Genomic DNA, 22,265 nt, shown 5'->3' with positions numbered 1-22,265 from the left:
CATTTTTGCTTGAAAGTGATAAGATAGTAAAGATGAATTTTAGTGGGGGGAGTATCCATTGAAAATAAGTTTAGGATTGATTTACGGCGGAAAGTCAGCCGAACATAATGTATCACTGCAAACAGCCCTTGCAGTTACAAAAGCACTTAACACTGAGAAGTTCGATATACATCCAATTTATATTACAGAAGAGGGCGAATGGCTAAGAGGAGAAAAACTCACTGAACCAGTTTCAAACGTCAAAATGCTTCAATTTGAACAGAACGCAAAGACGTTTTTACCAACTTCTTTAAATGAGAGCATGTTCCCGCAGCCTGCATCTGCTGATGAGAAGATTGATGTTGTCTTCCCATTGCTGCATGGGCCAAATGGTGAAGATGGAACGATGCAAGGATTACTTGAACTGCTAAATATCCCGTATGTCGGCAACGGCGTTCTTGCTTCTGCCGCGGGTATGGATAAAGTCATGATGAAAGATGTTTTTGCTCAAGCAGGACTTGCACAAGCAAAGCACCTTTCCTTCAATAAAAAAGACTATGAAAAGGCCACACCAGACAGCTTAGAACAGGTGGAACAAATACTTGGCTATCCATGCTTTGTGAAACCTGCCAACATGGGGTCAAGTGTTGGAATTAGCAAATGCCGCAGCAAAGAAGAGCTGCAAACCGCATTCGACTTGGCTTTCCAATATGATCGTCGTGTGGTCGTCGAAGAAGGCGTCGTTGGAAGAGAAATCGAAATTGGTGTATTAGGAAATGACGAGCCGAAATGCTCTGTCGTTGGTGAAATTGCACCTAAAACAGATTTTTATGACTACAAAGCAAAATATGAAGATGGCGATACAGATTTGATCATTCCTGCAAGTGTGTCAGAGGATGAATACAAGACGATTCATGATATGGCGATTAAGGCATTTAAAGCCCTCGATGGATCTGGTCTTGTACGTGCAGACTTCTTCCTCACAGAAAAAGGCGAAGTGTTGATCAATGAAGTGAATACAATGCCTGGATTCACACCATTTAGTATGTTCCCGCTGCTTTGGAAACACACTGGTGTAGAGTATCCAGAGCTGATTGAAAAGCTAGTGTCACTTGCAATTGAACGCCATCAAGAAAAACAAACCATTAAAACGACTTTTTAATGTGAGCAACAAGCAGACACTATCCTTAGGTAGTGTCTCTTTTCCTTCAAACGTGAAATGAGAAAGAGAGGCGAAAAAATCATGATCAAACGTACAGTGAAACAAATCGCCCAAATGGCTGGTGGGACACTATCTAATCAAGCTTTTGGCGAAGAGCAAATTCACGGAGTGACAACAGATACACGAAAAGTATCAAAAGGTGCATTGTTTATCCCCCTAATTGGAGAACATTTTAACGGTCACACATTTGCTTCTAAAGCAGTGGAGCTTGGAGCCGCAGCTGTTCTTTGGAATCAAAAAGAAGCCAATCCACCGTTCGGTGTACCTGTCATTCTTGTAGAGGATACACTGGCAGCACTTCAACAACTGGCAAAATCATACTTGAAAGAAGAAAAACCTCGTGTTGTCGGTATTACAGGAAGTAATGGGAAAACCACAACGAAAGACATGATTCATTCCGTCTTACAAACGGCTTATCAAGTTCATAAAACAGATGGTAACTTTAATAATCATATCGGTCTACCGCTCACCATTCTTGCAATGCCGGAAGGAACAGATATTGCTGTGTTGGAGATGGGGATGAGTGCAAAAGGTGAGATCGAGTTTTTGTCAAAACTCGCTGAGCCTGATGCAGCAGTCATTACCAATATTGGAGAATCTCATATGCAAGATTTGGGATCAAGAGAAGCCATTGCTGATGCAAAATGTGAAATCACAAAAGGATTAAAAGAGGATGGCATCTTTTATTACTTAGGAGATGAACCCTTGCTGCGCGAGAGAGCGACTGCACTTTCGCAGCGTGTGAAAACCTTTGGAGAAGCAGAGGACTGTGATATCAAGGTAACGCATATCAACCAGCTTGCAGAAGGAACTGAATTTCAAGTCGAAGGGTATGCCCAGGGGTTTCTCATTCCTGTATTAGGGAAACATAATGTAAAAAATGCCCTTGCTGCAATTGCCATAGGCCAGTACTTTGAACTGAATGAAAGACAAATCGCCCAAGGACTCATGCAAACAAAGTTGACAGGGATGCGTCTTGAGCTGTTTAAAACAGAGAAAGGAATCACTGTTATCAATGATGCGTATAATGCAAGTCCTACTTCCATGAAAGCTGCAATTGATCTTGTAGGAGATATGGACGGCTTCGCTAATCGCATTCTTGTCCTTGGAGACATGCTCGAGATGGGCAGCGAAGAAGAAACGTATCATTATGAACTAGGCCGCTACATCAAGCCTGAATTTATTGATCATGTGATGACGTATGGCCGCCTAGGTGCATTCATCGCTGAAGGAGCAAAGAAATCATTCGGTGACGCGCGCGTGTCCTCATTTATGGACAAAGAGGAACTGAAGAAAAAACTTGCTGACGTAGCAGGTCCTGACGATGTTGTTCTAGTCAAAGCCTCACGCGGCATGAGATTAGAAGAAGTCATTACTGCACTATAAAGAGTGAGCGCAAAGAAGGTGACAGAATGATTGGCTGTCTATGTATACATGGATTCACTGGCGCCCCCTATGAAGTGGAACCGCTGGCGCAATATTTAAAGCAGAAGACAGATTGGAACGTTCAGTCAGTCACGCTTCCGGGGCATGGGGATGAGCTTCAGCTCAAAGGCATTTTCTATCAAGAATGGATTGCAACAGCTGAATTAGAACTGCTATCTCTTTACCGAACATGCGACACCATTTTTTTGATCGGCTTTTCCATGGGAGGAATGATCGCTTCTTATCTTGCAGCGAAGTATCCGGTTGCTCGTCTCGTTCTTTTAAGTGCTGCGGCTAAATATGTGAATCCAAAACAAATGATTCAAGACACAAGGCAGATGCTGAAGGAATCATTGTCTGGGCTGATTGATACGAATCCTTTGTATGATAGATACCGCCATAAGCTAACGAGCACGCCGCTGTCAGCTGCTGTAGAATTTATGAAGCTGGTGAAGCAAACGAAGAGCTCCCTTGAGAAGCTTCACCTCCCTGTGTTAATTGTTCAAGGTGAAAGTGATGGGATTGTGCCCGCTTCAAGTGCAGAATTTATTGATCATAAAATCCCGTCTCGTCAGAAAGAAATGTTTTATTTACCTGATTGTAAACACCATGTTTGTCACGAGCCATGTGCACAGCAATTGTTTGAAAAAGTAGAGCAATTTCTAAAAAAAACAATTTAATCTATAGAAAAGCGAAAATGTGGCTAAACTAATATAAATTGAATCCCACTTGTTAAAAATTGCATCATTTTTGTCGAATGAGTGACAAGCCTATGGTACAATAGGAAAGAAAAGGTGGTTGATTCGGTTGTTTCATTATGACGGAAAAACCTTTGTCCCGCAGTCTAATTCGAGTAACGGAGAAGTATCGGCAGGAACCATATTTCAATATCGTCAGGACGGGAATATATTAACGGGCACATATCAAGGCGGCAGTATTGTATCTGGTGTACTTGTAGGAACTGTGAATGAGGATGGAACACTTCATTTTAGGTACCACCATGTCAGCAAAGACGGCAGCATGAGAAGCGGGTCTTGCAATTCTACACCTAAGCAGTTGGATAACGGAAAAATTCAACTGTTCGAAAAGTGGAAATGGATGGATGGAGATCAAAGTGATGGTGAATCTGTCATTGTGGAACAGTAGATATATCCATTTCTGTCTTGTTGAAAAACAAATAGTGTAATGGTAAGATATAAGGTAGGGTAATTCGGGCTTTGTATATAATGGACCTGTCCTTTCGGAAAAGGGCAGTTTTTAATGATCATTCACGAGATTACTGAAACAGCAATTAGAAGGAGTTTGAATAATTTGACTATAACGTTTCAAGATTTTCAATTAAGCGAAAGTCTCATGAAAGCTATTAACCGCATGGGATTTGAAGAAGCAACACCGATTCAAGCGGAAACAATTCCTCTCGGTCTTCAGAATAAAGATGTCATTGGACAAGCACAAACAGGAACAGGAAAAACTGCAGCATTTGGTATTCCTCTTGTAGAAAAAATCGACCCAGCGTCTCCAAATATCCAAGCGATTATCATTGCGCCAACAAGAGAATTAGCGATTCAAGTATCTGAAGAGCTATACAAAATTGGCCAAGACAAGCGTGCGCGCGTACTTCCGATTTACGGTGGACAAGATATCGGCCGCCAAATCCGTTCGCTCAAGAAAAATCCTCATATCATCGTAGGGACTCCAGGACGTTTACTCGATCACATTAACCGTCGTACAATGCGTCTTCAAAATGTTGAAACAGTTGTGCTTGATGAAGCAGACGAAATGCTAAACATGGGTTTCATCGAAGACATTGAATCGATCCTTTCAAATGTACCAAGTGAACACCAAACACTTTTATTCTCTGCGACAATGCCTGCACCAATTAAGCGCATTGCAGAGCGTTTCATGACAAACCCAGAACATGTAAAAGTAAAAGCAAAAGAAATGACTGTCTCTAACATCCAACAGTTCTACTTGGATATCCACGAGCGTAAGAAGTTTGACACATTGACTCGTCTTCTTGACATTCAATCACCTGAGCTTTCAATTGTCTTCGGCCGTACGAAACGCCGTGTTGACGAATTGACAGAAGCGCTTAACCTTAGAGGTTATACAGCTGAAGGAATTCATGGTGACCTGACACAAGCAAAACGTATGGTTGCGCTTCGTAAATTCAAAGAAGGTTCAATCGATGTGCTTGTAGCAACAGACGTTGCAGCACGTGGACTTGATATCTCAGGCGTAACACACGTGTATAACTTTGACGTGCCACAAGATCCAGAGAGCTACGTACACCGTATTGGACGTACAGGACGTGCTGGACGTACAGGTATGGCGGTGACATTTATCACACCGCGTGAAAAAGATATGCTTCGTGCGATTGAGCAAACGACTAAACGTAAAATGGAACGTATGAAAGAACCAACTCTAGATGAAGCAATTGAAGGTCAACAGCAAGTAACCATTGATCGTCTGCGCACAATCATCAGTGAAAACAACTTAAACTTCTACATGACAGCTGCTGCTGAATTGCTAGAAGATAATGATTCTGTCACAGTGGTTGCGGCTGCCATCAAAATGATGACAAAAGAGCCAGATGCAACGCCTGTTCGTTTGACAGATGAAGCACCAATGATTTCAAAACGCAATCGTAACAACCGCAGCTCTTCTAAACGTAGAGACGGTGGCGGCGGAGGCGGCTATCGCGGGAAAAGCCGTTCATCTTACGGTGATAAAAAGCGTTCTTCAAATGACCGCAATCGTTCTTCTAACGATCGTCGTCAAAAGAAATCTTATAACAACTAATTCAAGAGCGAATCCTTTGCAGGATTCGCTTTTTTTAACAGGTTTGTTGAAACTTTTTAGGCTTTGTTTCGTAATATATTGATAGAAAAGTAAGAGAATGGGGGAAGAATGTGAGAAAACAGCCGCAACGTCAAATTAGTTTAAATGGTTTAAAGGTATGGCGTCTTCAAAATGGAATTATCTCATTGATTTTCTTACTCATCATCATTGGGGTATTTGTTGCTAGTTATTATCTTCAATGGCCATATTGGATTGGCGCCATCCTCGCCGGTTTATGGGTCTTACAGGTCATTTTTGGCATTTGGCTTATACCGAAAATCCGTCATCGCATCTGGCGCTACGAAGTATTCGAAAATGAAATTGAAATTCAGCATGGACTCATTCGTGTCACACGTGTGATTGTGCCGATGGTGCGAGTCCAGCATGTCGATACATCGCAAGGACCGCTTTTAAGGCGCTACCGTTTGGCATCTGTTCAAATATCGACTGCTGCTACAGTTCATGATATACCGGCGCTAGAATTAGAAGAAGCAGATGAGCTTCGTGATTACATATCTCGTTTAGCAAGGGTGACGGAAGATGATGTCTGAACCAAAACGTGTACATCCAATCTCGATGTTCATTGATTTTATATCAGATGCCGTATCCATGATCAAAAACTTCATTATCCCTTTTTTCGTGCTTATTTTTGTGAACTCGAATTCGAGCATTCGTTTTTATGCATTTATCATTCTTGGTGTGCTTCTTTTATGGAAAGCTGTTTCAACCGTTTTAGCATGGAGGCGATTCACCTACCGGATGGAAGATGATGAATTTCGCGTGGAATCCGGCGTCATCACAAAAAAGAAAAAATATATTTCGTTAGAACGAATTCAAACGGTGAATACAAGTGAAGGTATCTTCCAGCGGATTTTCGGCTTGGTGCGGGTCCAAATCGAAACAGCAGGCGGAACGGACGGTCCGGAAGTGAGCCTGACGGCGATTACAAAAGCAGAAGCGGAACAATTAAAGCAATCAATTTTCAACCGGAAGAAAAGCTTGCAGCAAGAAGAGGTGTTGGATGAAAATAGGGATGTTCCGCATGATCCTCTGACAGCGCAACAACCTGTAGAAGAAGAAATGAATGTTTCCTATCGGATGGGTGTACCAGAGCTGCTTTTGGCTGCGACCACTTCAAGCGGAATCGGAGTCATTATTTCCGGGTGTCTTGCCATTTACACACAAATAGATGAAATTCTTCCTTTGGACGGATTCGTCAAGCGGTTCTCTTTTTTAAGTCATGCAAGTGTTGAGATTTATGCGATTCTCATATTTCTTGCCGTATTGATTGCGTGGATTCTTAGTGTTGGGGTAACAGCCCTCCAATATGCGAATTTTACCGCAAAACGAAAAGGGAAAGACATCATCATCACAAGAGGGCTCATCGAGAGGCATCAAATGACCATTCCACTTGCGAGAATTCAAGCAGTGAAAATCAAAGAAAATATTCTCCGTGAGCCTTTTGGCTTTGCGACGGTGATGCTTGTGAGCGCAGGAGGTTCTATTACAGAAAAAGAAACCTCTTCCGTCGTATTTCCGCTGATTCGAAAGAAAAAAATCAGCGAACTGCTGTCTCAATTCACAGATCATTATCACTTGGCGCCAGAAGCTGAACTGAAAAAGGTGCCAAAGCGTTCACTCAAACGCTACCTGATCTCTTACGGCTTTGTGCCATTACTTGTCGGCGTGATCCTATCTGTACGTTTTCCACCATGGGGGTATTTGGCACTCATTCCGCTTCCTATTGCTTTGGTTTTTGGCTATTTAGCTTATAAACAATCAGGCTATACGATCAAAGATCCATTGATTCAACTGACATCAAGAGGCATTGGCAAAACCACTGGCATTGTCTTGAGAAAACGAATGCAAAACTATACGATGACGCAATCTTTCTTCCAAAAGAAAGGCCGATTGGCGAGTATTCACACCTTTGTGAAATCCTCTGCACTGCTTGATTCCTTTGGTGTGCATCACCTTGAGGAAGAAGATGCTGCACGTGTAATGGATTGGTATTCGTATGAAAAAAATAAATCTTCTTAAACAAAAAATGTCGATCAGCTTCCCGTTCATAGGAGTGATCGACATTTTTTATGAGGTTAGTAGCGTCTTTTTTTTGAATGGAAAAATAGCGTAAGAGGTGCTAGGAGCATGCCGCCGATCAATCCAAATAAGTGAGCCATAATATTGATGTTTGAGTTAACGAAAGTCATGATGACAGAGACTGCAAGAATCGTTATGATCACCTGAGAATTGCCGCGGTCCATCATGTGCGGTTTAAATAGAACAAGGTATAAATAAACGCCAAACAAACCGAAGATGGCACCAGAAGCGCCGACATGTACATACTCTAAAGGCTCTACCCAATAGGTTCCGAGATTGCCAACGAACCCTGCACCAAGATAGATGATCAGAAATCGAACCTTCCCAAGCAAATACTCAAGCGCTGGAGCGAATAAGAACAAGGACATAGAATTGAACAAAATATGGGTCAGACTTCCGTGAAGGAAAATAGGTGTGACGAGCCGCCACCATTCTCCGGCAGCTACCCCATAATTGAAACCGACGAGATGGTCGTGACCAAGCTGTATAAGAGGGATAGGAATCGCAAATATAAGCCACAGACCAATTTGCAAAGCAAGGATCGTTGTTACGATTGGATACGTTCTAATAAATTGTTGAAAGCTCTCCGTTCGAATAAACATAACAAACCCCTTTTGACTAGATAATGGTAAGTTTATAGTAACACGTTTATGAAGAGAACATCCAAATTAGTACGAGTATCATAGGAGGTACCTCATGATCAAAGGAATAGGCATTGATATTGTAGAAATCAACCGGCTCGCGCGAGTGCTTAACAGACAGCCTCGTTTACCAGAACGAATTTTAACGTTAAGTGAACAAGACATTTTTAACGAACTCAGTGAAAAGAGGCGGCTGGAATTTTTGGCGGGACGGTTTGTAGCAAAGGAAGCTTTCGCTAAAGCTTACGGAACGGGAATCGGCCGGCATTTAAGCTTTCATGACTTGGAAATTCAGAAAGACGAACATGGAAAACCTTTCATCAAAAGCAAGAAAACGATGGGCGACCAGGTTCATGTGTCCATCACTCACACGAAAGAATATGCTGCTGCACAAGTTTTAATTGAAAGGTTGTCAAGCTAGTCTGCATATTGTTTGTCCTCCCTTCATATATTGGGTAGTGCGATAAGGAAGGGCGAGTTGCTAACAGGCTTTGATGGTTCGCGGTACGCAGTTAACTCTTGAGGCGTACTGTTAAAGTCAAACAAGCGGTTTCTTCCTTTTAACACAATTAACGAAGGGGTTGAAAAGGGTGAGAAAAAGCTTTGTTTTGCTTGTAACGGGAATCCTTTTTGTACTGATTCTCTCCGCATGCGGTCAAAAATCTCAGCAGGATATCGTTGGAGATTTAAACAAAAAGGCAGAGGAAATGACATCATACAAAGCCAAAGCAAAAATGACCATTGAGACAGGAAATGACCCGCAGGAGTATCGAGTAGAAATTTGGTACAAGAAGCCGGAACTTTACCGTGTCTATTTAGAAAATCCGAAAAAGGATCAGAGTCAAGTCATTTTAAGAAATGGCAATGGTGTGTTTGTGCTGACACCTTCATTGAACAAGAGCTTCCGTTTCCACAGTGATTGGCCAAATAATAGCAGTCAGGTCTACTTATTTGAGTCACTCGTGAAGGACATTAAAAATGACAGTGCAGCTCAGTTCAAAGCGAAAGAATCAAAGTATGTGTTCGAAACCAAAACCAATTATCAGCACAACCAAATGCTGCCTACCCAAGAGATTACCTTTCATAAAAAAACAATGGCGCCTGCCAGTGTGAAAGTACTGGATAGCGACAAAAAGCCAATGGTGAAAGTGGAATTCTCTCACTTTGAATTCAATAAATCCTTTGACAAAGATGCATTTGATGAGAAGAAAAACATGACACTCTCTCAAATGGATGTAGCCACAAGTGCAGACTCATCTGACAGCTTTGCGGTGAAAACGCCAGTTGATATGCCAGAGGGCGTGAAGAAGATGGAAGAGAAAGAAATGATGACAGATGCTGGGAAACGTTATGTGATGACGTATGGCGGTAAGAAATCCTTCACACTCATTCAGGAAAAAGCGAGAGTAGCTGAAGCATCTACGCCTGTGACGATGAACGGCGAGCCAGTCGACCTTGGCATGACAGTTGGGGTTCTCACAGACCAATCCCTTTCATGGACATCTGACGGAGTGGACTACTTGATTTCTTCAAGTGATCTATCGAAGGAAGAGCTCTTGATGGTTGCAAAGAGTGTAGAAGGCCAGTCAGCTAAATAAATATCTCAGGCGAGAGCCTTGGAAATGAAACATCAGCCCTATGCAAGGGCTGATTTTCTTTGATTTGTTTCACATTATTCTTGATTTTTAGTATCATAATAAAGGTATTGAATCATTCAATAGGGAAGTGTGACGGATGGACACAAATGCCTTTTATAGAGACACATGGGCAGAAATTAATTTAACAGCAATTAAGCATAATGTTTCACATATGAAAGATCATATTGGTCAAAGTGTTCAACTGATGGCTGTGGTGAAAGCCAATGCATATGGACATGGAGATATAGAAGTGGCAAGAGCTGCCCTCAAAGCAGGAGCAGACTTATTAGCCGTAGCCTTTTTAGATGAGGCCGTCTCTTTAAGAAATAAAGGCATCAAAGCACCGATTCTTGTACTCGGCGCCGTACCGCCGGAATATGTCAAAGCCGCCGTTCGATACAATGTCATCATGACCGCTTACTCCATCGATTGGCTGAGAGAAGTCACCACAATGATGAAAGGGCAGATGGGACAACCTATACGTTTTCATTTGAAAATAGACAGCGGAATGAACCGATTAGGTGTGAAAACGATAGAGCAATTGAACGAAGTGAAAAAGCTTGTCAGTGAACACTCTTTTTTACAGCTGGAAGGCGTATTTACTCACTTTGCGACAGCAGATGAAAAGGATGAGGCCTACTTTGATCGGCAGGTCGATACCTTTCAAACATTGCTCGAGCCGCTTCATACGGACAAGCTGCTCGTTCATTGCGCCAACAGTGCAGCAGGTCTAAGGTTTAAAGACGTTTTGTTTAATATGGTTCGCTTCGGCATCAGTATGTACGGGCTGTCACCGTCAGAAGAAATCAAGGATGAATTGCCTTTCAAGCTGGAAGAAGCCATGTCTCTTCATACAAAGCTTGCCCATGTGAAGCACATTCAAAAGGGTGAGAGTGTCAGCTACGGGGCGACGTATACAGCCAATCAAGATACGTGGATCGGCACGGTTCCAGTCGGCTATGCAGATGGGTGGATCAGGAAGCTGGCAGGAACGGAAGTGCTCGTTGGCGGAAAGCGCCGGAAGATCGCAGGAAGGGTTTGCATGGATCAATTCATGATTGAACTGAAAGACAATCTTCCAGTAGGGGAGCCGGTCGTTTTAATTGGTAAGCAAGGGGGAGACATGGTATCAGTCGATGAAATCGCAAAAAGGCTTGAAACCATTAACTATGAAGTCACTTGCTCGATTGGCCACCGCATCCCAAGAGTATATATGGAGGACGGCAAAAGAGTGCATGTACGGAATCCGCTGCTTCAAAGCGGGCCAAGCTTTTTATAAACAGTGTTCAAAAGAACGATGGTCAAACTGACTTCGTTCTTTTTTATTCGACAAAAGTAGGGTAAACATTCTCCCTTTTTTAGAGATTTTGGAAATACCGTATGATTTTCGGAAAAAAGCGTATAATGGGAAAGAGGAACTCCATTATCATCTTGATTTACGGGTGGCGAGCCGCTTCATGTTCTAATAAGAAATCATGAAAAAACAGCTTTGCTTGTGCATTGAATAATGGTATGATTAGTCTTGGAATGGATCGATACGGTATCCGTAAGTTTTGTGGAGGTGTATGTTTTTTGTCTGAATCCAGCGCAACAAACGAAATGAAGATTCGACTGCCGGAGACTTTAATGTCTGAGATCGAACGAGTAGCAGAGCAGGATAAGGTAACAAGAAATGAATTGATCTACCGAGCGACAAAAACGTATATTCGTGAACGTAATATTCGACAAAATCGTGAATCGATGAGACGCGGCTACATGGAGATGGCGAAAATTAATCTGAATATCTCTTCAGAGGCACAATACGCAGAGTTTGAGGCTGAGAATACAGTTGAGCGATTAGTCAGCGGGGGTTAAACATTTGATTGTTAAACGCGGTGATGTTTACTTTGCTGATTTATCTCCTGTTGTTGGCTCCGAGCAGGGCGGGGTTCGCCCAGTATTGGTGATTCAAAATGACATTGGAAATCGCTTCAGCCCGACTGCTATCGTTGCAGCCATAACAGCCCAAATACAAAAAGCGAAATTACCGACTCACGTCGAAATCAATGCAAAGCGCTACGGCTTTGAACGAGATTCTGTCATTCTTTTGGAACAGATTCGTACAATCGATAAACAAAGATTGACAGATAAAATCACACATCTTGATGATGAGATGATGGAGAAGGTTGATGAAGCCTTACAAGTTAGTTTGGCTCTTATTGATTTTTAATATGGTGATATTTGGTTGCTCTCCTGTGAGCAACTTTTTTTTGTGTTCATTTTTTATTAAGGCTATAATGGAGAGAGAATGAAAGTTATTGTTTTTTATGTATGTAGGGGGTAAATTATGTCGAATCATATCGTGTTAGCTTTTGCGAGAGCGCACCAAAAGGAATTAGAAAAAGAATGGACTGACATCTTCAAACGACTCGGAGAAGAAGAAACGGACATGATGCTAAACGATAAAATGTATGAAACCATTTGTTCCGAATATGTCCAGCTTATTCTAGCATCCCTTTCAGAGGCGAATGCTGAGGATTTTGAAGAAAAAGTGCAATCTTTTGCTTTAAAAATTGTACAAATGGGTATATCACTTAAGTTACTGGCAAAAGGGCTAACGGAAATCCGTTCGCACTTATATCACAAAATGAACAGTGACAAAAATACTGAACAAGGAAGTAATGAGCTCATATGGGAAATTGATCGGTTCATCTCACCAGTTCATAACGAAATATTGAATCACTACTCCATCTCATGGGAGAAAACCGTCAACCTTCAAAAAATTGCGTTACAGGAACTTTCTGCTCCGCTGATTCCGGTGTTTGAGCACATCACTGTCATGCCTCTTGTCGGAACAATTGATACAGACCGTGCGAAGAAGATCATGGAGAATCTGTTAAATGGCGTTGTGAAGCATCGGTCACAGGTGGTCTTAATCGACATCACCGGTGTACCTGTCGTCGATACAATGGTGGCACACCATATCATTCAAGCGTCAGAGGCTGTGAGATTAGTAGGTGCAAAATGCTTATTGGTCGGTATTCGCCCAGAAATCGCCCAAACCATCGTCACCCTTGGAATTGATTTATCTCAAGTTACAACAAAGAATACCCTTCAAAAAGGAATTCAAACTGCTTTAGAAATGACAAATCGAAAAATTGTTTCATTGGAGGGGAAACCCAGTGAGAAATCACCCGAAGATTCCAATCTTAAAATTATATAATTGTCTTCTAATTTCGATACAGTGGGAGCTTGATGACCAAACAGCCCTTCACTTTCAAGAAGACTTGCTGAATAAAATTCATGAAACAGGAGCGAACGGCGTTGTCATTGACCTAACATCTGTTGATATGATTGATTCATTTATCGCAAAAGTATTAGGCGATGTCATCACGATGTCAAAGCTCATGGGGGCAAAAGTTGTATTAACAGGAATACAGCCGGCAGTCGCTGTAACACTGATTGAACTTGGTATATCACTGGAAGAAATTCAGACAGCATTAGATCTTGAACAAGGGCTTGAGACATTGAAGCGGGAATTGGGGGAATAGATATGAAAGACCAATCCTGTGTGAAAATTTTGACGGAATGGGACATAGTTGCGGCAAGACAACTGGGGCGAAATGTTGCTAAAGAATTAGGATTTGGAACAGTTGACCAAGCAAGAATTACGACGGCCATTTCTGAACTAGCTCGAAACATCTATTTATACGCTGGTAAAGGTCAGATTTGTATAGAAGAAGTGATGGAGCGCGGAAAGCGTGGACTCAAAATCATTGCAGCCGATGAAGGGCCTGGCATCATGGATATACGTAAAGTGATGGAAGACGGTTTTTCTACATCAGGCGGACTCGGAGCAGGTCTTCCGGGAGTCAGAAGACTGATGGATGATTTTGAATTAGATTCTACACAAGAACAAGGAACGGAGATAAAAGCTGTTAAGTGGCTTCGCTAGGAGGGAAACCATGGATTTTAAGGAGGTAATGGAGCAGCGGTATCATCAGCTGCTCAGTCGTTATATCAGTGATTTAACTGAAACATCGCTTTATCAAGCTCAAAAATTTAGCCGAAAAACCATTGAGCATCAAATACCTCCTGAAGAAATAGTGAGTGTTCACCGAAAAGTGATTCAGGAGCTATACCCTGATTTGCCGAAAGATGTCTTTCATTCACTAGACTTCTTAATTGAAGTCATGATTGGGTACGGACTAGCTTACCAGGAACATTTAACACTTAGAGGCATCCAGCAAGAAATTAAATCAGAAATCGAAATTGCTGCTAATGTTCAGCAAACCCTTCTGGAAACGAAAATTCCAGAAGGAGACACATTTGATATCGGGGCTATTAGTGTGCCGGCAAAACAGATGAGTGGAGATTATTACCATTTTGTCACCGATCACGATACGATCAATATCGCGATCGCAGATGTCATTGGGAAAGGCATCCCGGCTGCGCTCTGTATGTCGATGATTAAGTATGCGATGGATTCCTTGCCGGAGTCAGGAAGCGGTCCCACAAAGGTGTTAAAAACCCTTAATCGTGTCGTCGAGCAAAACGTAGACCCGAGCATGTTTATTACCATGTTCTATGGCAGCTATAATAAAGCAACGCATGAATTTAAATATGCATCGGCTGGTCATGAGCCGGGCTTTTTCTATTGCAAAAAAGAGAATCAATTTTACGATTTAGACGCTAAGGGACTTGTCCTTGGGATCGCACCAGACTTTGACTATCGGCAGTATGAGAAGTATTTGGACGTCGGGGATATGATCATCTTATTCTCAGATGGCGTGACAGAATCCAAGTCAGAGGACGGTTTTTTAGAGCGGGAGGATATCAAAACGCTTATAGCAGAGCACCTATCTTATTCAGCTCAGGAAATGGTCGATGCTATCTATGCCAGCTTACTGAAGCTGCAAGATTTTCAGCTTCATGATGACTTTACATTACTTGTTCTGAAAAGAAAGGTTTAGAAAGTAAATATGCGGGTATATAAAATTCTAGGAAACAAGAATTTCGAGGTGAATGCATAATGAATATGTCTATGAAAGAGCATCAAATAGATAATAAGACGAAAATTAGCGTCAGCGGAGAAATCGATGTATACTCCGCTCCTGAGCTAAGAGAAAAGCTTATGCCTAAAGCGGAGCAAGGGGATCATCTTGAAATCTGCTTGAAGGATGTTTCTTATATGGATAGTACGGGTTTAGGTGTATTTGTTGGGCTGTTTAAAGCGGCTCAAAAAGCAGGCGGAACATTAAAGCTTGAGAACTTATCGGATCGGCTTGTAAGATTGTTTGAAATTACTGGACTAAAGGACATCATTGACATTTCTGCAAAGACAGAGGGTGGGGTACAATGAACGAATCAGTAGATTTAATCGAAATGAAAATCCCAGCGAAACCAGAATACGTAGGCATCATTCGCCTGACTCTTTCAGGCGTAGCAAGCCGTATGGGCTATGTTTACGAAGAGATTGAAGACTTAAAAATTGCCGTCAGTGAGGCTTGTACAAATGCAGTTCAGCATGCCTACAAAGGTGAACATGGCGAAGATGGAGAGGTAGCTGTTCGCTTTCTTGTCTATGAGGATCGTCTAGAAATCATTGTCTCTGACAAAGGCGGTAGCTTTGACTTTAAGCAAAAGCAGGAAGGACTAGGGCCTTACACATCTGCTCATACGGTGGATCAATTGGCAGAAGGAGGTCTTGGTTTATATTTGATGCAAACATTGATGGATGAAGTCGAGGTGCAAGCAAACTCCGGAGTTACCGTTGCGATGACAAAGTTTTTAAACAGGGAGCGAGTTGACCATGACACAACCATCCAAAACTATGAAACTAACTAAAGATGAAGTAGATCGCCTCATCCAAAGCTATCAAACCAATCAAGACGAGCAGGCGCAGCTCACGCTTGTCGAATGTTATACAAATCTGGTCGATATGCTGGCGAAAAAATATTCCAAAGGGAAAAGTTTTCATGAGGATCTCAGACAAGTTGGAATGATTGGTTTACTCGGCGCTATTAAGCGATATGACCCGCTCGTCGGTAAATCATTTGAAGCCTTTGCCATTCCAACCATCATCGGGGAAATCAAACGCTTTTTACGTGATAAGACATGGAGTGTCCATGTACCAAGGCGGATCAAAGAGCTTGGACCAAGAATCAAGATGGCAGTTGATCATCTGACAACGGAGACGCAAAAGTCACCTAAAGTTCAAGAAATTGCAGAATACCTAGATGTGACAGAAGAAGAAGTACTTGAAACAATGGAGATGGGCAAAAGCTATCAAGCACTGTCTGTTGACCAAGGCGTAGAGGCTGATTCTGAAGGAAGTACAGTCACCATTTTAGACGTTGTCGGCTCACAAGAAGAGGGCTACGAACGTGTAAACCAAAAAATGATGCTTGAGAGTGTGCTCCATGTTCTGACAGATCGAGAAAAAGAGATTATCGATCTGACTTATTTACAAAATAAGAGTCAGAAAGAAACAGGCGATTTACTCGGGATATCCCAAATGCATGTATCGAGACTGCAACGGAAGGCAGTTAAAAAGCTACGAGATGCATTATCAGAAGATGCGTCTATGGAGCTAGGGTAATGAAGCAGATTGAACAGCATGAGCATGTGAATGCCATTATCTATCAATCGAATAAAGAAGGGAAATCTTGCTGCGGGGACAGTTTTTTTATTAAAGCAGATGATGAAGAACTAATTTGTGCTGTGGCAGACGGATTAGGCAGCGGTCAGTTCGCCAATGAATCATCTTCTTTAGTCAGCGAAATTGTCGAAGAATATGGACATGAGGATATGACGACCCTCATCGACAGATGCAATCAGGCTATGAAAAATAAACGCGGGGCCACAGTTGCGATCTTAAAGGTGAATTTTTCCCAGCAGCAATTTACCTATTGTTCGGTTGGTAATATTCGGTTTATCTTGAATGCCCCTTCTGGCGACTATATTTATCCACTTCCGACATCAGGATACTTATCAGGGAAACCTAGAAAATATAAAACTTACACCTATTCCTACGAAAAAGGATCGACATTCATTATGTATTCAGACGGACTGAATGTGCCAAACATGAGAATGTGTTTAAAGCATAGTCATTCAGTTGCAGACATTGCCAAACAGCTTGAAACATACACACAAGACAAGAAAGACGATCTCACCTATGTACTTGGTCAGCTCATGTAAAATAGCTGACCTTTTTTCTGTTTTGCCGGTTTTTTTGATACACTAAAAGAGAAGACACAGTGAGAGGATGCAAAGTATGAAGACATCTGACTTTTTATTGAAACAAATTGCAACAGAATTAAAGCTTTCAACAAAACAAATTGAAAGTGTCATCAAGCTCTTAGAGGATGGCAACACCGTCCCGTTTATTGCCCGTTACCGGAAAGAGCAGACAGGCTCACTGGATGAGGTGCAAATTCAAACCATTTCAGAGCGCTATACATATATCCAAAATGTCATGAACCGAAAAGAAGAAGTCATTCGCTTAATCGCTGAACAAGACAAACTGACGGATGAATTAAAACAAAAAATTGAACAAGCTCATAAACTGCAAGAGGTCGAAGATTTATACCGGCCATTCAAACAAAAACGTAAAACAAAGGCGAATGTAGCCAAAGCAAAAGGGCTCGAGCCGCTGGCGGAATATGTACTCGCGCTGCCAAGCGATGAGATCGAGAAGAAGGCTGCTTCTTTTATCAACGAAGAAAAGGAAGTAAGAAGTGTAGACGAGGCACTTGAAGGCGCGCAGCACATCATTGCTGAACAGCTGGCTGATGATCCTGATATGCGGAAATGGATTCGCAGTGAAACGTACCAAAAGGGCAGTCTGGTCACATCAGGAAAAGACATCGAGAGCGATGAGAAAAACGTCTATGAAATGTATTACGATTATCAAGAGCCCATCAAAAAGATAGTGCCCCACCGTGTACTAGCGGTCAATCGTGGAGAGAAAGAAGGCATCTTAAAGGCAGCCATCGAACCACCTGCTGAAAATATTCGTTTCTATCTCGACAAGCAAGTCATAAAAGGCAAGCAGACGACGGCGAGACCGTTTATTGAAGCGGCAATTGATGATGCCTATAAGCGCCTCATTCAGCCTTCAATCGAACGAGAAATACGCAAAGAGCTGACAGAAAAGGCAGAAGAGCAAGCGATTCATATTTTTGCTGAAAACTTAAGAAAACTGCTTCTTCAGCCGCCGATGAAAGGGAAGCGTGTACTAGGAGTCGACCCTGCATTTCGTACAGGCTGTAAGTTAGCCGTCGTGGATGATACGGGCAAAGTCCATCATATTGGCGTCATTTACCCGCACCCGCCTGTGCAGAAAAAAGCGGAAGCCAAACAAAAAGTGAAAGAGATCATTCAATCATCAAATATTGAAGTCATTGCGATTGGAAATGGAACAGCCTCAAGAGAGACCGAACAATTCATCGCAGACCTGATTCAAGAGCTGGATCAGCCGGTGTCCTATTTAATCGTGAATGAAGCAGGGGCAAGTGTATACTCTGCGTCTGCACTGGCGCGAGAAGAGTTTCCAGACCTGCAAGTCGAAGAACGAAGTGCCATATCAATTGCTAGAAGATTACAAGATCCTTTAGCAGAGCTTGTGAAAATTGATCCGAAGTCTGTCGGGGTGGGCCAATACCAGCATGACGTGAGCCAAAAGCAATTAAACAGCTCGTTAACCTTCGTGGTGGAGACTGTCGTCAACCAAGTCGGTGTGAACGTCAATACGGCCTCACAGGCGCTGCTGCAATATGTGTCAGGCCTTTCAAAAGCCGTCGCAGGAAATATCATCAAGCGCCGCGAAGAGATTGGGAGATTCACAAGCAGAAAAGAGCTCAAGGATATTCCAAGACTTGGTGCTAAGACTTATGAGCAGTGTATCGGCTTCCTGCGCATCGCAGACGGACAAGATCCACTTGATCGTACAGGCATTCACCCAGAGAGCTATAAAGAAACAAAACAATTCTTACGCATGATCAAGATGACGCCTGACGATCTTGGCACAGAGCTGTTAAAGGAGAAAATTGCAGAGGTCAAACTGGACGAAGCAGCAGAGCAGCTTGATATTGGTATCATTACACTTCAGGATATCATCGATCAGCTGACAAGACCTGAGCGTGATCCGCGCGATGAAGTCCCAAAACCTCTTTTGAAAACAGATGTGTTGAAATTGGAGGACTTGAAGCAAGGAATGGAGCTGCAAGGAACGGTGCGAAACGTCGTAGACTTCGGCGCATTCGTTGATATTGGTGTAAAGCAGGACGGGCTTGTACATATTTCAAAGCTAAGCAACCGTTTTGTGAAGCATCCGCTTGACGTTGTATCAGTTGGTGACATTGTAACTGTATGGGTGGACTCCGTTGACCAGTCAAAAGGCCGCGTTGCCCTCTCCATGCTGAAACCAGAGTAAACAAAAAACGAGGCGCACCTTAGGATGGGGTGTGCCTTGATGTGACTGAATGTTTTTTTCTGTAGAAGTACCAGCATTGATTCAGCAATTTGATTTGGTAATGATTTTTTTCAAAAAATGCCTTCTGCATCTGATTTTTCAGCCAGTTGGGCATCGCCCATTCCTCCTTTGATCGAAACAGTGGGTGTACCTTCAATGTATGCAAAGGGGAAATTGTCCCGTTCGAGGTTTTTATAGAAAGGAACGATCTTGATTGAAGGAGAGAGAGTTACAGCAGTTAACAGAGCATATTTCTGAGCAGTTCTTTGGTAAGGCATTCCGCCATCAAGCTGTTTTTAATGACCGTCTCAAAACGACAGGCGGAAGATATTTGCTTGGTACACACAATATTGAGTTAAATCGCCGATATTTAGAGGAGCATGGAAGAGCTGAATTGATTGGGATCATCAAGCATGAACTGTGTCATTATCATCTGCACCTTGAGGGGAAGGGCTATCAGCATCGTGACCGGGATTTTAAAGAGTTATTAAAACAAGTAGGAGCCCCGCGTTTTTGTACACCGCTAAAGACCGTACAAAATAAACGGCGTGTACAGAAACGGCATGAATATGTCTGCACAGGATGCGGTCAGTATTTTATCAGGAAAAGACGATTTGATACCTCTCGTTATGTGTGCGGCGTCTGCAAAGGAAAATTAAAATGGCGGCGTACAATCGATTCAGAGTGAAAAGCATTCCTTTATGGGATGCTTTTTTTTTGTGGCCAATGGAACTGATCATCGTGATATGTAGGAGATGAAGTAGACATATTGAGACAAATAGAGACGCAAATCTCATTTTGTCTCTTTTTTGATCGGTGTGAATCGTTCAAAACCTAAGTTTTCAAGTGCCATGATGTTGGCACGTTTTTTGCTTGTATATAAGTGCAAGCAAAAAAAGATAGGAGGTTTTACCATATGGAAATGGCACTCACAAAAGAAAAAGCCGTTTGGATGTATCAAAAAATGCAGGAAATCCGCCAATTTGAAGATCAAGTACACACGCTTTTTACAAAAGGGATCTTGCCGGGCTTTGTCCATCTTTATGCTGGCGAAGAAGCTGTTGCTGTAGGAGTCTGTGCTCACCTGAATGAACAAGACAGTATTACAAGTACACACCGCGGCCACGGCCATTGTATCGCTAAGGGCTGTGATCTAAAAGGAATGATGGCAGAAATCTATGGAAAAGCCACAGGTCTTTGTAAAGGAAAAGGTGGATCCATGCACATTGCAGATTTTGATAAAGGAATGCTCGGTGCTAACGGAATTGTTGGAGGCGGCTTTCCACTTGCGTGCGGGGCAGCCCTCACGGCTAAATATAAAAAGACAAATAATGTAAGCGTTTGCTTTTTTGGGGATGGTGCAAACAATCAAGGGACTTTTCACGAAGGAATCAATCTCGCCGCCATCTGGAAACTGCCTGTCATTTTCATCGCAGAAAACAATGGTTACGGGGAAGCGACGCCATTTTCCTATGCTTCAAGCTGCAAATCGATCGTGGATCGAGCCGCCAGTTATGGCATTCCGGGTATTCAAGTAGATGGAAAAGATGTGACAGCCGTTTATCAAGCAGCAGAACAAGCGATAGAACGAGCAAAAAATGGAGAAGGTCCGACATTGATTGAATGCATGACATATCGGAATTATGGTCATTTTGAAGGAGACGCTCAGCGCTACAAAACAAATCAAGAAAAAACAGAACACCAAGAAGAGAAAGATGCCATCGCTCTTTTTAAAAATGAATTATTAAAGAAGCAGCTGCTGACGAATCAGGAGATATCAAGTATTGAAGCGGCTGTAGCAGAAGCGATAGATGAAGCCGTTAGATTCAGTGAAGAAAGTGAATATCCAGATCATACCGAATTACTGACCGATGTGTATGTTTCGTATCAATAAATCAGAAAGGGGAGAGGAAAATGACAAGAGAAATCAGCATGTCTAGTGCTTTGAATGAAGCGATTAAACTGGCAATGAGAAGAGACGAAGATGTCATTTTAATGGGGGAAGATGTTGCGGGAGGCGCTCATGTAGATCACTTACAGGATGATGAAGCATGGGGCGGAGTTCTTGGAGTAACAAAAGGAATCGTACAGGAGTTTGGACGTGAGCGTGTCCTAGACACACCGATTAGTGAAGCTGGCTATGTAGGCGCGGCCATGGCAGCTGCTTCAACAGGGCTAAGACCAATTGCGGAGCTCATGTTTAATGATTTTATCGGTACTTGTCTGGACCAAGTGCTGAATCAAGGCGCAAAATTTCGATACATGTTTGGCGGAAAAGCAGAGGTGCCGATCACGATTAGAACGACACATGGGGCGGGTTTTAGAGCAGCTGCCCAGCATTCGCAAAGTTTGTATGCGCTATTTACAAGCATCCCTGGATTGAAAGTAGTTGTGCCTTCTTCACCTTATGATGCCAAAGGGCTGCTGCTGGCAGCCATCGAGGATCAGGACCCTGTCATCTTTTTTGAAGACAAGACGCTTTACAATATCACAGGAGATGTGCCGGAGAGGTATTACACACTGCCGCTTGGTAAAGCAGATGTGAAGAGAGAAGGCTCAGACGTGACCATCTTTGCAGTAGGCAAACAAGTGTATACAGCACTCGAAGCGGCAGAAGAGTTAGCTGCACGTGGTATTGAAGCTGAGGTGATTGATCCAAGAAGCTTGTCGCCGCTCGATGAAGAGGCCATTATGACTTCGGTAGAAAAAACAAATCGGCTTGTCATTGTGGATGAAGCAAATCCAAGGTGCGGAATTGCCGCAGATATCTCTTCTTTGATTGCAGATAAAGGATTCGATTTACTTGACGCTCCAATCAAAAAAGTGACGGCTCCTCATACACCAGTACCATTTTCACCACCTCTTGAAGATATATATCTGCCGACACCTGATAAGGTTGTGAACACCGTATTAGAGATGATTGGCAAGAGTCATGACAAGATCTTGAACTAAAGAAAGGAGAGAGG

The 22,265-nt window shown here is 42.6% G+C and carries 26 protein-coding genes; 24 read left to right on the top strand and 2 right to left on the bottom strand.

Features of this window, described 5'->3' with window-relative positions; all coding sequences use genetic code 11:
- The first annotated feature begins 58 nt into the window (after positions 1-58).
- From C6Y03_RS11115 to C6Y03_RS11085, 7 genes are all read left to right on the top strand, one after another.
- The gene (locus tag C6Y03_RS11115; protein ID WP_060595585.1) at positions 59-1,141 is read left to right on the top strand and encodes a D-alanine--D-alanine ligase; all 1,083 of its coding nucleotides are present in this window, start codon (positions 59-61) and stop codon (positions 1,139-1,141) included.
- Positions 1,142-1,222: 81 nt separating this feature from the next.
- Positions 1,223-2,587 carry a UDP-N-acetylmuramoyl-tripeptide--D-alanyl-D-alanine ligase gene (locus tag C6Y03_RS11110; RefSeq protein WP_106039300.1) on the top strand — a complete coding sequence of 455 codons (1,365 nt, stop codon included), beginning with the start codon at positions 1,223-1,225 and terminating at the stop codon, positions 2,585-2,587.
- Positions 2,588-2,613: 26 nt separating this feature from the next.
- Positions 2,614-3,306: an alpha/beta hydrolase gene (locus C6Y03_RS11105; protein WP_034663968.1), complete on the top strand. Its 693-nt coding sequence runs from the start codon at positions 2,614-2,616 to the stop codon at positions 3,304-3,306.
- Positions 3,307-3,433: 127 nt separating this feature from the next.
- Positions 3,434-3,772: an avidin-fold protein gene (locus tag C6Y03_RS11100; protein ID WP_034663966.1), complete on the top strand. Its 339-nt coding sequence runs from the start codon at positions 3,434-3,436 to the stop codon at positions 3,770-3,772.
- 165 nt (positions 3,773-3,937) lie between these two features.
- Positions 3,938-5,428, top strand: a complete 1,491-nt coding sequence (cshA, locus tag C6Y03_RS11095) for a degradosome RNA helicase CshA (protein WP_060595587.1) — start codon at positions 3,938-3,940, stop codon at positions 5,426-5,428.
- A gap of 110 nt (positions 5,429-5,538) precedes the next feature.
- Positions 5,539-6,018 (top strand): PH domain-containing protein, encoded by a 480-nt coding sequence (locus C6Y03_RS11090; RefSeq protein ID WP_003214135.1) that lies wholly within the window; start codon positions 5,539-5,541, stop codon positions 6,016-6,018.
- Positions 6,008-7,507, top strand: coding sequence for a PH domain-containing protein (locus C6Y03_RS11085; RefSeq protein WP_106039298.1), 1,500 nt, complete (start codon positions 6,008-6,010; stop codon positions 7,505-7,507). Before C6Y03_RS11090 ends, C6Y03_RS11085 begins: the two co-directional genes overlap by 11 nt.
- Before the next feature lie 56 nt (positions 7,508-7,563).
- Here the strand turns inward: C6Y03_RS11085 and C6Y03_RS11080 are convergent, their stop codons facing one another.
- Positions 7,564-8,169 (bottom strand): rhomboid family intramembrane serine protease, encoded by a 606-nt coding sequence (locus C6Y03_RS11080; RefSeq protein ID WP_106039297.1) that lies wholly within the window; start codon positions 8,167-8,169, stop codon positions 7,564-7,566.
- 94 nt (positions 8,170-8,263) lie between these two features.
- Here C6Y03_RS11080 and acpS point away from each other — a divergent pair, with 94 nt between their 5' ends.
- The 14 genes from acpS to C6Y03_RS11010 all read left to right on the top strand — a co-directional run bounded on the left by acpS (position 8,264) and on the right by C6Y03_RS11010 (position 19,260).
- Positions 8,264-8,629 carry a holo-ACP synthase gene (gene acpS, locus C6Y03_RS11075; RefSeq protein ID WP_106031676.1) on the top strand — a complete coding sequence of 122 codons (366 nt, stop codon included), beginning with the start codon at positions 8,264-8,266 and terminating at the stop codon, positions 8,627-8,629.
- Positions 8,630-8,789: 160 nt separating this feature from the next.
- A complete protein-coding gene (locus C6Y03_RS11070) occupies positions 8,790-9,806 on the top strand; it encodes a LolA family protein (protein ID WP_095286222.1) in 1,017 nt (338 codons plus the stop codon).
- Positions 9,807-9,942: 136 nt separating this feature from the next.
- A complete protein-coding gene (gene alr, locus C6Y03_RS11065; RefSeq protein ID WP_106039296.1) occupies positions 9,943-11,124 on the top strand; it encodes an alanine racemase in 1,182 nt (393 codons plus the stop codon).
- Between the two features lie 293 nt (positions 11,125-11,417).
- Entirely contained in the window at positions 11,418-11,699 is a 282-nt protein-coding gene (locus C6Y03_RS11060) for a hypothetical protein (RefSeq protein ID WP_012008995.1), read from the top strand.
- Between the two features lie 4 nt (positions 11,700-11,703).
- The gene (gene ndoA, locus C6Y03_RS11055) at positions 11,704-12,054 is read left to right on the top strand and encodes a type II toxin-antitoxin system endoribonuclease NdoA (protein ID WP_003214169.1); all 351 of its coding nucleotides are present in this window, start codon (positions 11,704-11,706) and stop codon (positions 12,052-12,054) included.
- Between the two features lie 117 nt (positions 12,055-12,171).
- Positions 12,172-13,047: an RsbT co-antagonist protein RsbRA gene (locus tag C6Y03_RS11050; RefSeq protein WP_045210228.1), complete on the top strand. Its 876-nt coding sequence runs from the start codon at positions 12,172-12,174 to the stop codon at positions 13,045-13,047.
- A complete protein-coding gene (gene rsbS, locus C6Y03_RS11045) occupies positions 13,007-13,375 on the top strand; it encodes an RsbT antagonist protein RsbS (protein ID WP_003214235.1) in 369 nt (122 codons plus the stop codon). The genes C6Y03_RS11050 and rsbS overlap by 41 nt, the downstream gene beginning before the upstream one ends.
- A gap of 2 nt (positions 13,376-13,377) precedes the next feature.
- Positions 13,378-13,779 carry an anti-sigma regulatory factor gene (locus C6Y03_RS11040; RefSeq protein WP_034663954.1) on the top strand — a complete coding sequence of 134 codons (402 nt, stop codon included), beginning with the start codon at positions 13,378-13,380 and terminating at the stop codon, positions 13,777-13,779.
- 10 nt (positions 13,780-13,789) lie between these two features.
- Positions 13,790-14,797, top strand: a complete 1,008-nt coding sequence (locus tag C6Y03_RS11035) for a PP2C family protein-serine/threonine phosphatase (protein ID WP_106039295.1) — start codon at positions 13,790-13,792, stop codon at positions 14,795-14,797.
- A 59-nt stretch (positions 14,798-14,856) separates the two neighbouring features.
- Positions 14,857-15,186, top strand: a complete 330-nt coding sequence (locus tag C6Y03_RS11030; protein WP_034663950.1) for an anti-sigma factor antagonist — start codon at positions 14,857-14,859, stop codon at positions 15,184-15,186.
- On the top strand, positions 15,183-15,671 hold the full coding sequence (rsbW, locus tag C6Y03_RS11025; protein WP_034663948.1) for an anti-sigma B factor RsbW: 489 nt from the start codon (positions 15,183-15,185) through the stop codon (positions 15,669-15,671). The genes C6Y03_RS11030 and rsbW overlap by 4 nt, the downstream gene beginning before the upstream one ends.
- Positions 15,637-16,425, top strand: coding sequence for an RNA polymerase sigma factor SigB (gene sigB, locus C6Y03_RS11020; RefSeq protein WP_034663946.1), 789 nt, complete (start codon positions 15,637-15,639; stop codon positions 16,423-16,425). Before rsbW ends, sigB begins: the two co-directional genes overlap by 35 nt.
- Complete coding sequence (locus C6Y03_RS11015) at positions 16,425-17,024, top strand: PP2C family serine/threonine-protein phosphatase (RefSeq protein WP_034663944.1); 600 nt, start codon at positions 16,425-16,427, stop codon at positions 17,022-17,024. The genes sigB and C6Y03_RS11015 overlap by 1 nt, the downstream gene beginning before the upstream one ends.
- Before the next feature lie 76 nt (positions 17,025-17,100).
- Positions 17,101-19,260 carry a Tex family protein gene (locus C6Y03_RS11010; RefSeq protein WP_106039294.1) on the top strand — a complete coding sequence of 720 codons (2,160 nt, stop codon included), beginning with the start codon at positions 17,101-17,103 and terminating at the stop codon, positions 19,258-19,260.
- 19 nt (positions 19,261-19,279) lie between these two features.
- Here the strand turns inward: C6Y03_RS11010 and cmpA are convergent, their stop codons facing one another.
- Positions 19,280-19,414: a cortex morphogenetic protein CmpA gene (cmpA, locus tag C6Y03_RS11005; RefSeq protein WP_095286213.1), complete on the bottom strand. Its 135-nt coding sequence runs from the start codon at positions 19,412-19,414 to the stop codon at positions 19,280-19,282.
- A 99-nt stretch (positions 19,415-19,513) separates the two neighbouring features.
- On the opposite strand from cmpA, the gene C6Y03_RS11000 reads away from it, so the two are divergent.
- The 3 genes from C6Y03_RS11000 (at position 19,514) to C6Y03_RS10990 (ending at position 22,251) form a co-directional block, all read left to right on the top strand.
- Positions 19,514-19,987, top strand: a complete 474-nt coding sequence (locus tag C6Y03_RS11000; RefSeq protein WP_034663941.1) for a SprT family protein — start codon at positions 19,514-19,516, stop codon at positions 19,985-19,987.
- Between the two features lie 228 nt (positions 19,988-20,215).
- The gene (locus C6Y03_RS10995) at positions 20,216-21,193 is read left to right on the top strand and encodes a thiamine pyrophosphate-dependent dehydrogenase E1 component subunit alpha (protein ID WP_034663939.1); all 978 of its coding nucleotides are present in this window, start codon (positions 20,216-20,218) and stop codon (positions 21,191-21,193) included.
- A 20-nt stretch (positions 21,194-21,213) separates the two neighbouring features.
- On the top strand, positions 21,214-22,251 hold the full coding sequence (locus C6Y03_RS10990) for an alpha-ketoacid dehydrogenase subunit beta (protein ID WP_106031682.1): 1,038 nt from the start codon (positions 21,214-21,216) through the stop codon (positions 22,249-22,251).
- Positions 22,252-22,265 lie beyond the last annotated feature (14 nt).

Origin of the sequence: Bacillus sp. LNXM65 (assembly GCF_002998575.1) — a bacterium.
Lineage (GTDB): Bacteria > Bacillota > Bacilli > Bacillales > Bacillaceae > Bacillus.
Note: the sequence above shows the minus strand (reverse complement) of the source record. Positions and strands in the feature narration are given on the sequence as shown.

What these genes read in the sequence shown, in the direction of transcription:
- acpS (WP_106031676.1), top strand. Translation starts at nt 8,264, where the DNA reads ATGATCAAAGGAATAGGCATTGATATTGTAGAAATCAACCGGCTCGCG.
- C6Y03_RS11080 (WP_106039297.1), bottom strand. Translation starts at nt 8,169, where the DNA reads ATGTTTATTCGAACGGAGAGCTTTCAACAATTTATTAGAACGTATCCA.
- C6Y03_RS11010 (WP_106039294.1), top strand. Translation starts at nt 17,101, where the DNA reads ATGAAGACATCTGACTTTTTATTGAAACAAATTGCAACAGAATTAAAG.
- sigB (WP_034663946.1), top strand. Translation starts at nt 15,637, where the DNA reads ATGACACAACCATCCAAAACTATGAAACTAACTAAAGATGAAGTAGAT.
- rsbW (WP_034663948.1), top strand. Translation starts at nt 15,183, where the DNA reads ATGAACGAATCAGTAGATTTAATCGAAATGAAAATCCCAGCGAAACCA.
- cmpA (WP_095286213.1), bottom strand. Translation starts at nt 19,414, where the DNA reads ATGCCCAACTGGCTGAAAAATCAGATGCAGAAGGCATTTTTTGAAAAA.
- C6Y03_RS11040 (WP_034663954.1), top strand. Translation starts at nt 13,378, where the DNA reads ATGAAAGACCAATCCTGTGTGAAAATTTTGACGGAATGGGACATAGTT.
- C6Y03_RS11050 (WP_045210228.1), top strand. Translation starts at nt 12,172, where the DNA reads ATGTCGAATCATATCGTGTTAGCTTTTGCGAGAGCGCACCAAAAGGAA.
- C6Y03_RS11110 (WP_106039300.1), top strand. Translation starts at nt 1,223, where the DNA reads ATGATCAAACGTACAGTGAAACAAATCGCCCAAATGGCTGGTGGGACA.
- C6Y03_RS11105 (WP_034663968.1), top strand. Translation starts at nt 2,614, where the DNA reads ATGATTGGCTGTCTATGTATACATGGATTCACTGGCGCCCCCTATGAA.
- C6Y03_RS10990 (WP_106031682.1), top strand. Translation starts at nt 21,214, where the DNA reads ATGACAAGAGAAATCAGCATGTCTAGTGCTTTGAATGAAGCGATTAAA.
- C6Y03_RS10995 (WP_034663939.1), top strand. Translation starts at nt 20,216, where the DNA reads ATGGAAATGGCACTCACAAAAGAAAAAGCCGTTTGGATGTATCAAAAA.
- C6Y03_RS11085 (WP_106039298.1), top strand. Translation starts at nt 6,008, where the DNA reads ATGATGTCTGAACCAAAACGTGTACATCCAATCTCGATGTTCATTGAT.
- alr (WP_106039296.1), top strand. Translation starts at nt 9,943, where the DNA reads ATGGACACAAATGCCTTTTATAGAGACACATGGGCAGAAATTAATTTA.
- C6Y03_RS11015 (WP_034663944.1), top strand. Translation starts at nt 16,425, where the DNA reads ATGAAGCAGATTGAACAGCATGAGCATGTGAATGCCATTATCTATCAA.
- C6Y03_RS11030 (WP_034663950.1), top strand. Translation starts at nt 14,857, where the DNA reads ATGAATATGTCTATGAAAGAGCATCAAATAGATAATAAGACGAAAATT.
- C6Y03_RS11035 (WP_106039295.1), top strand. Translation starts at nt 13,790, where the DNA reads ATGGATTTTAAGGAGGTAATGGAGCAGCGGTATCATCAGCTGCTCAGT.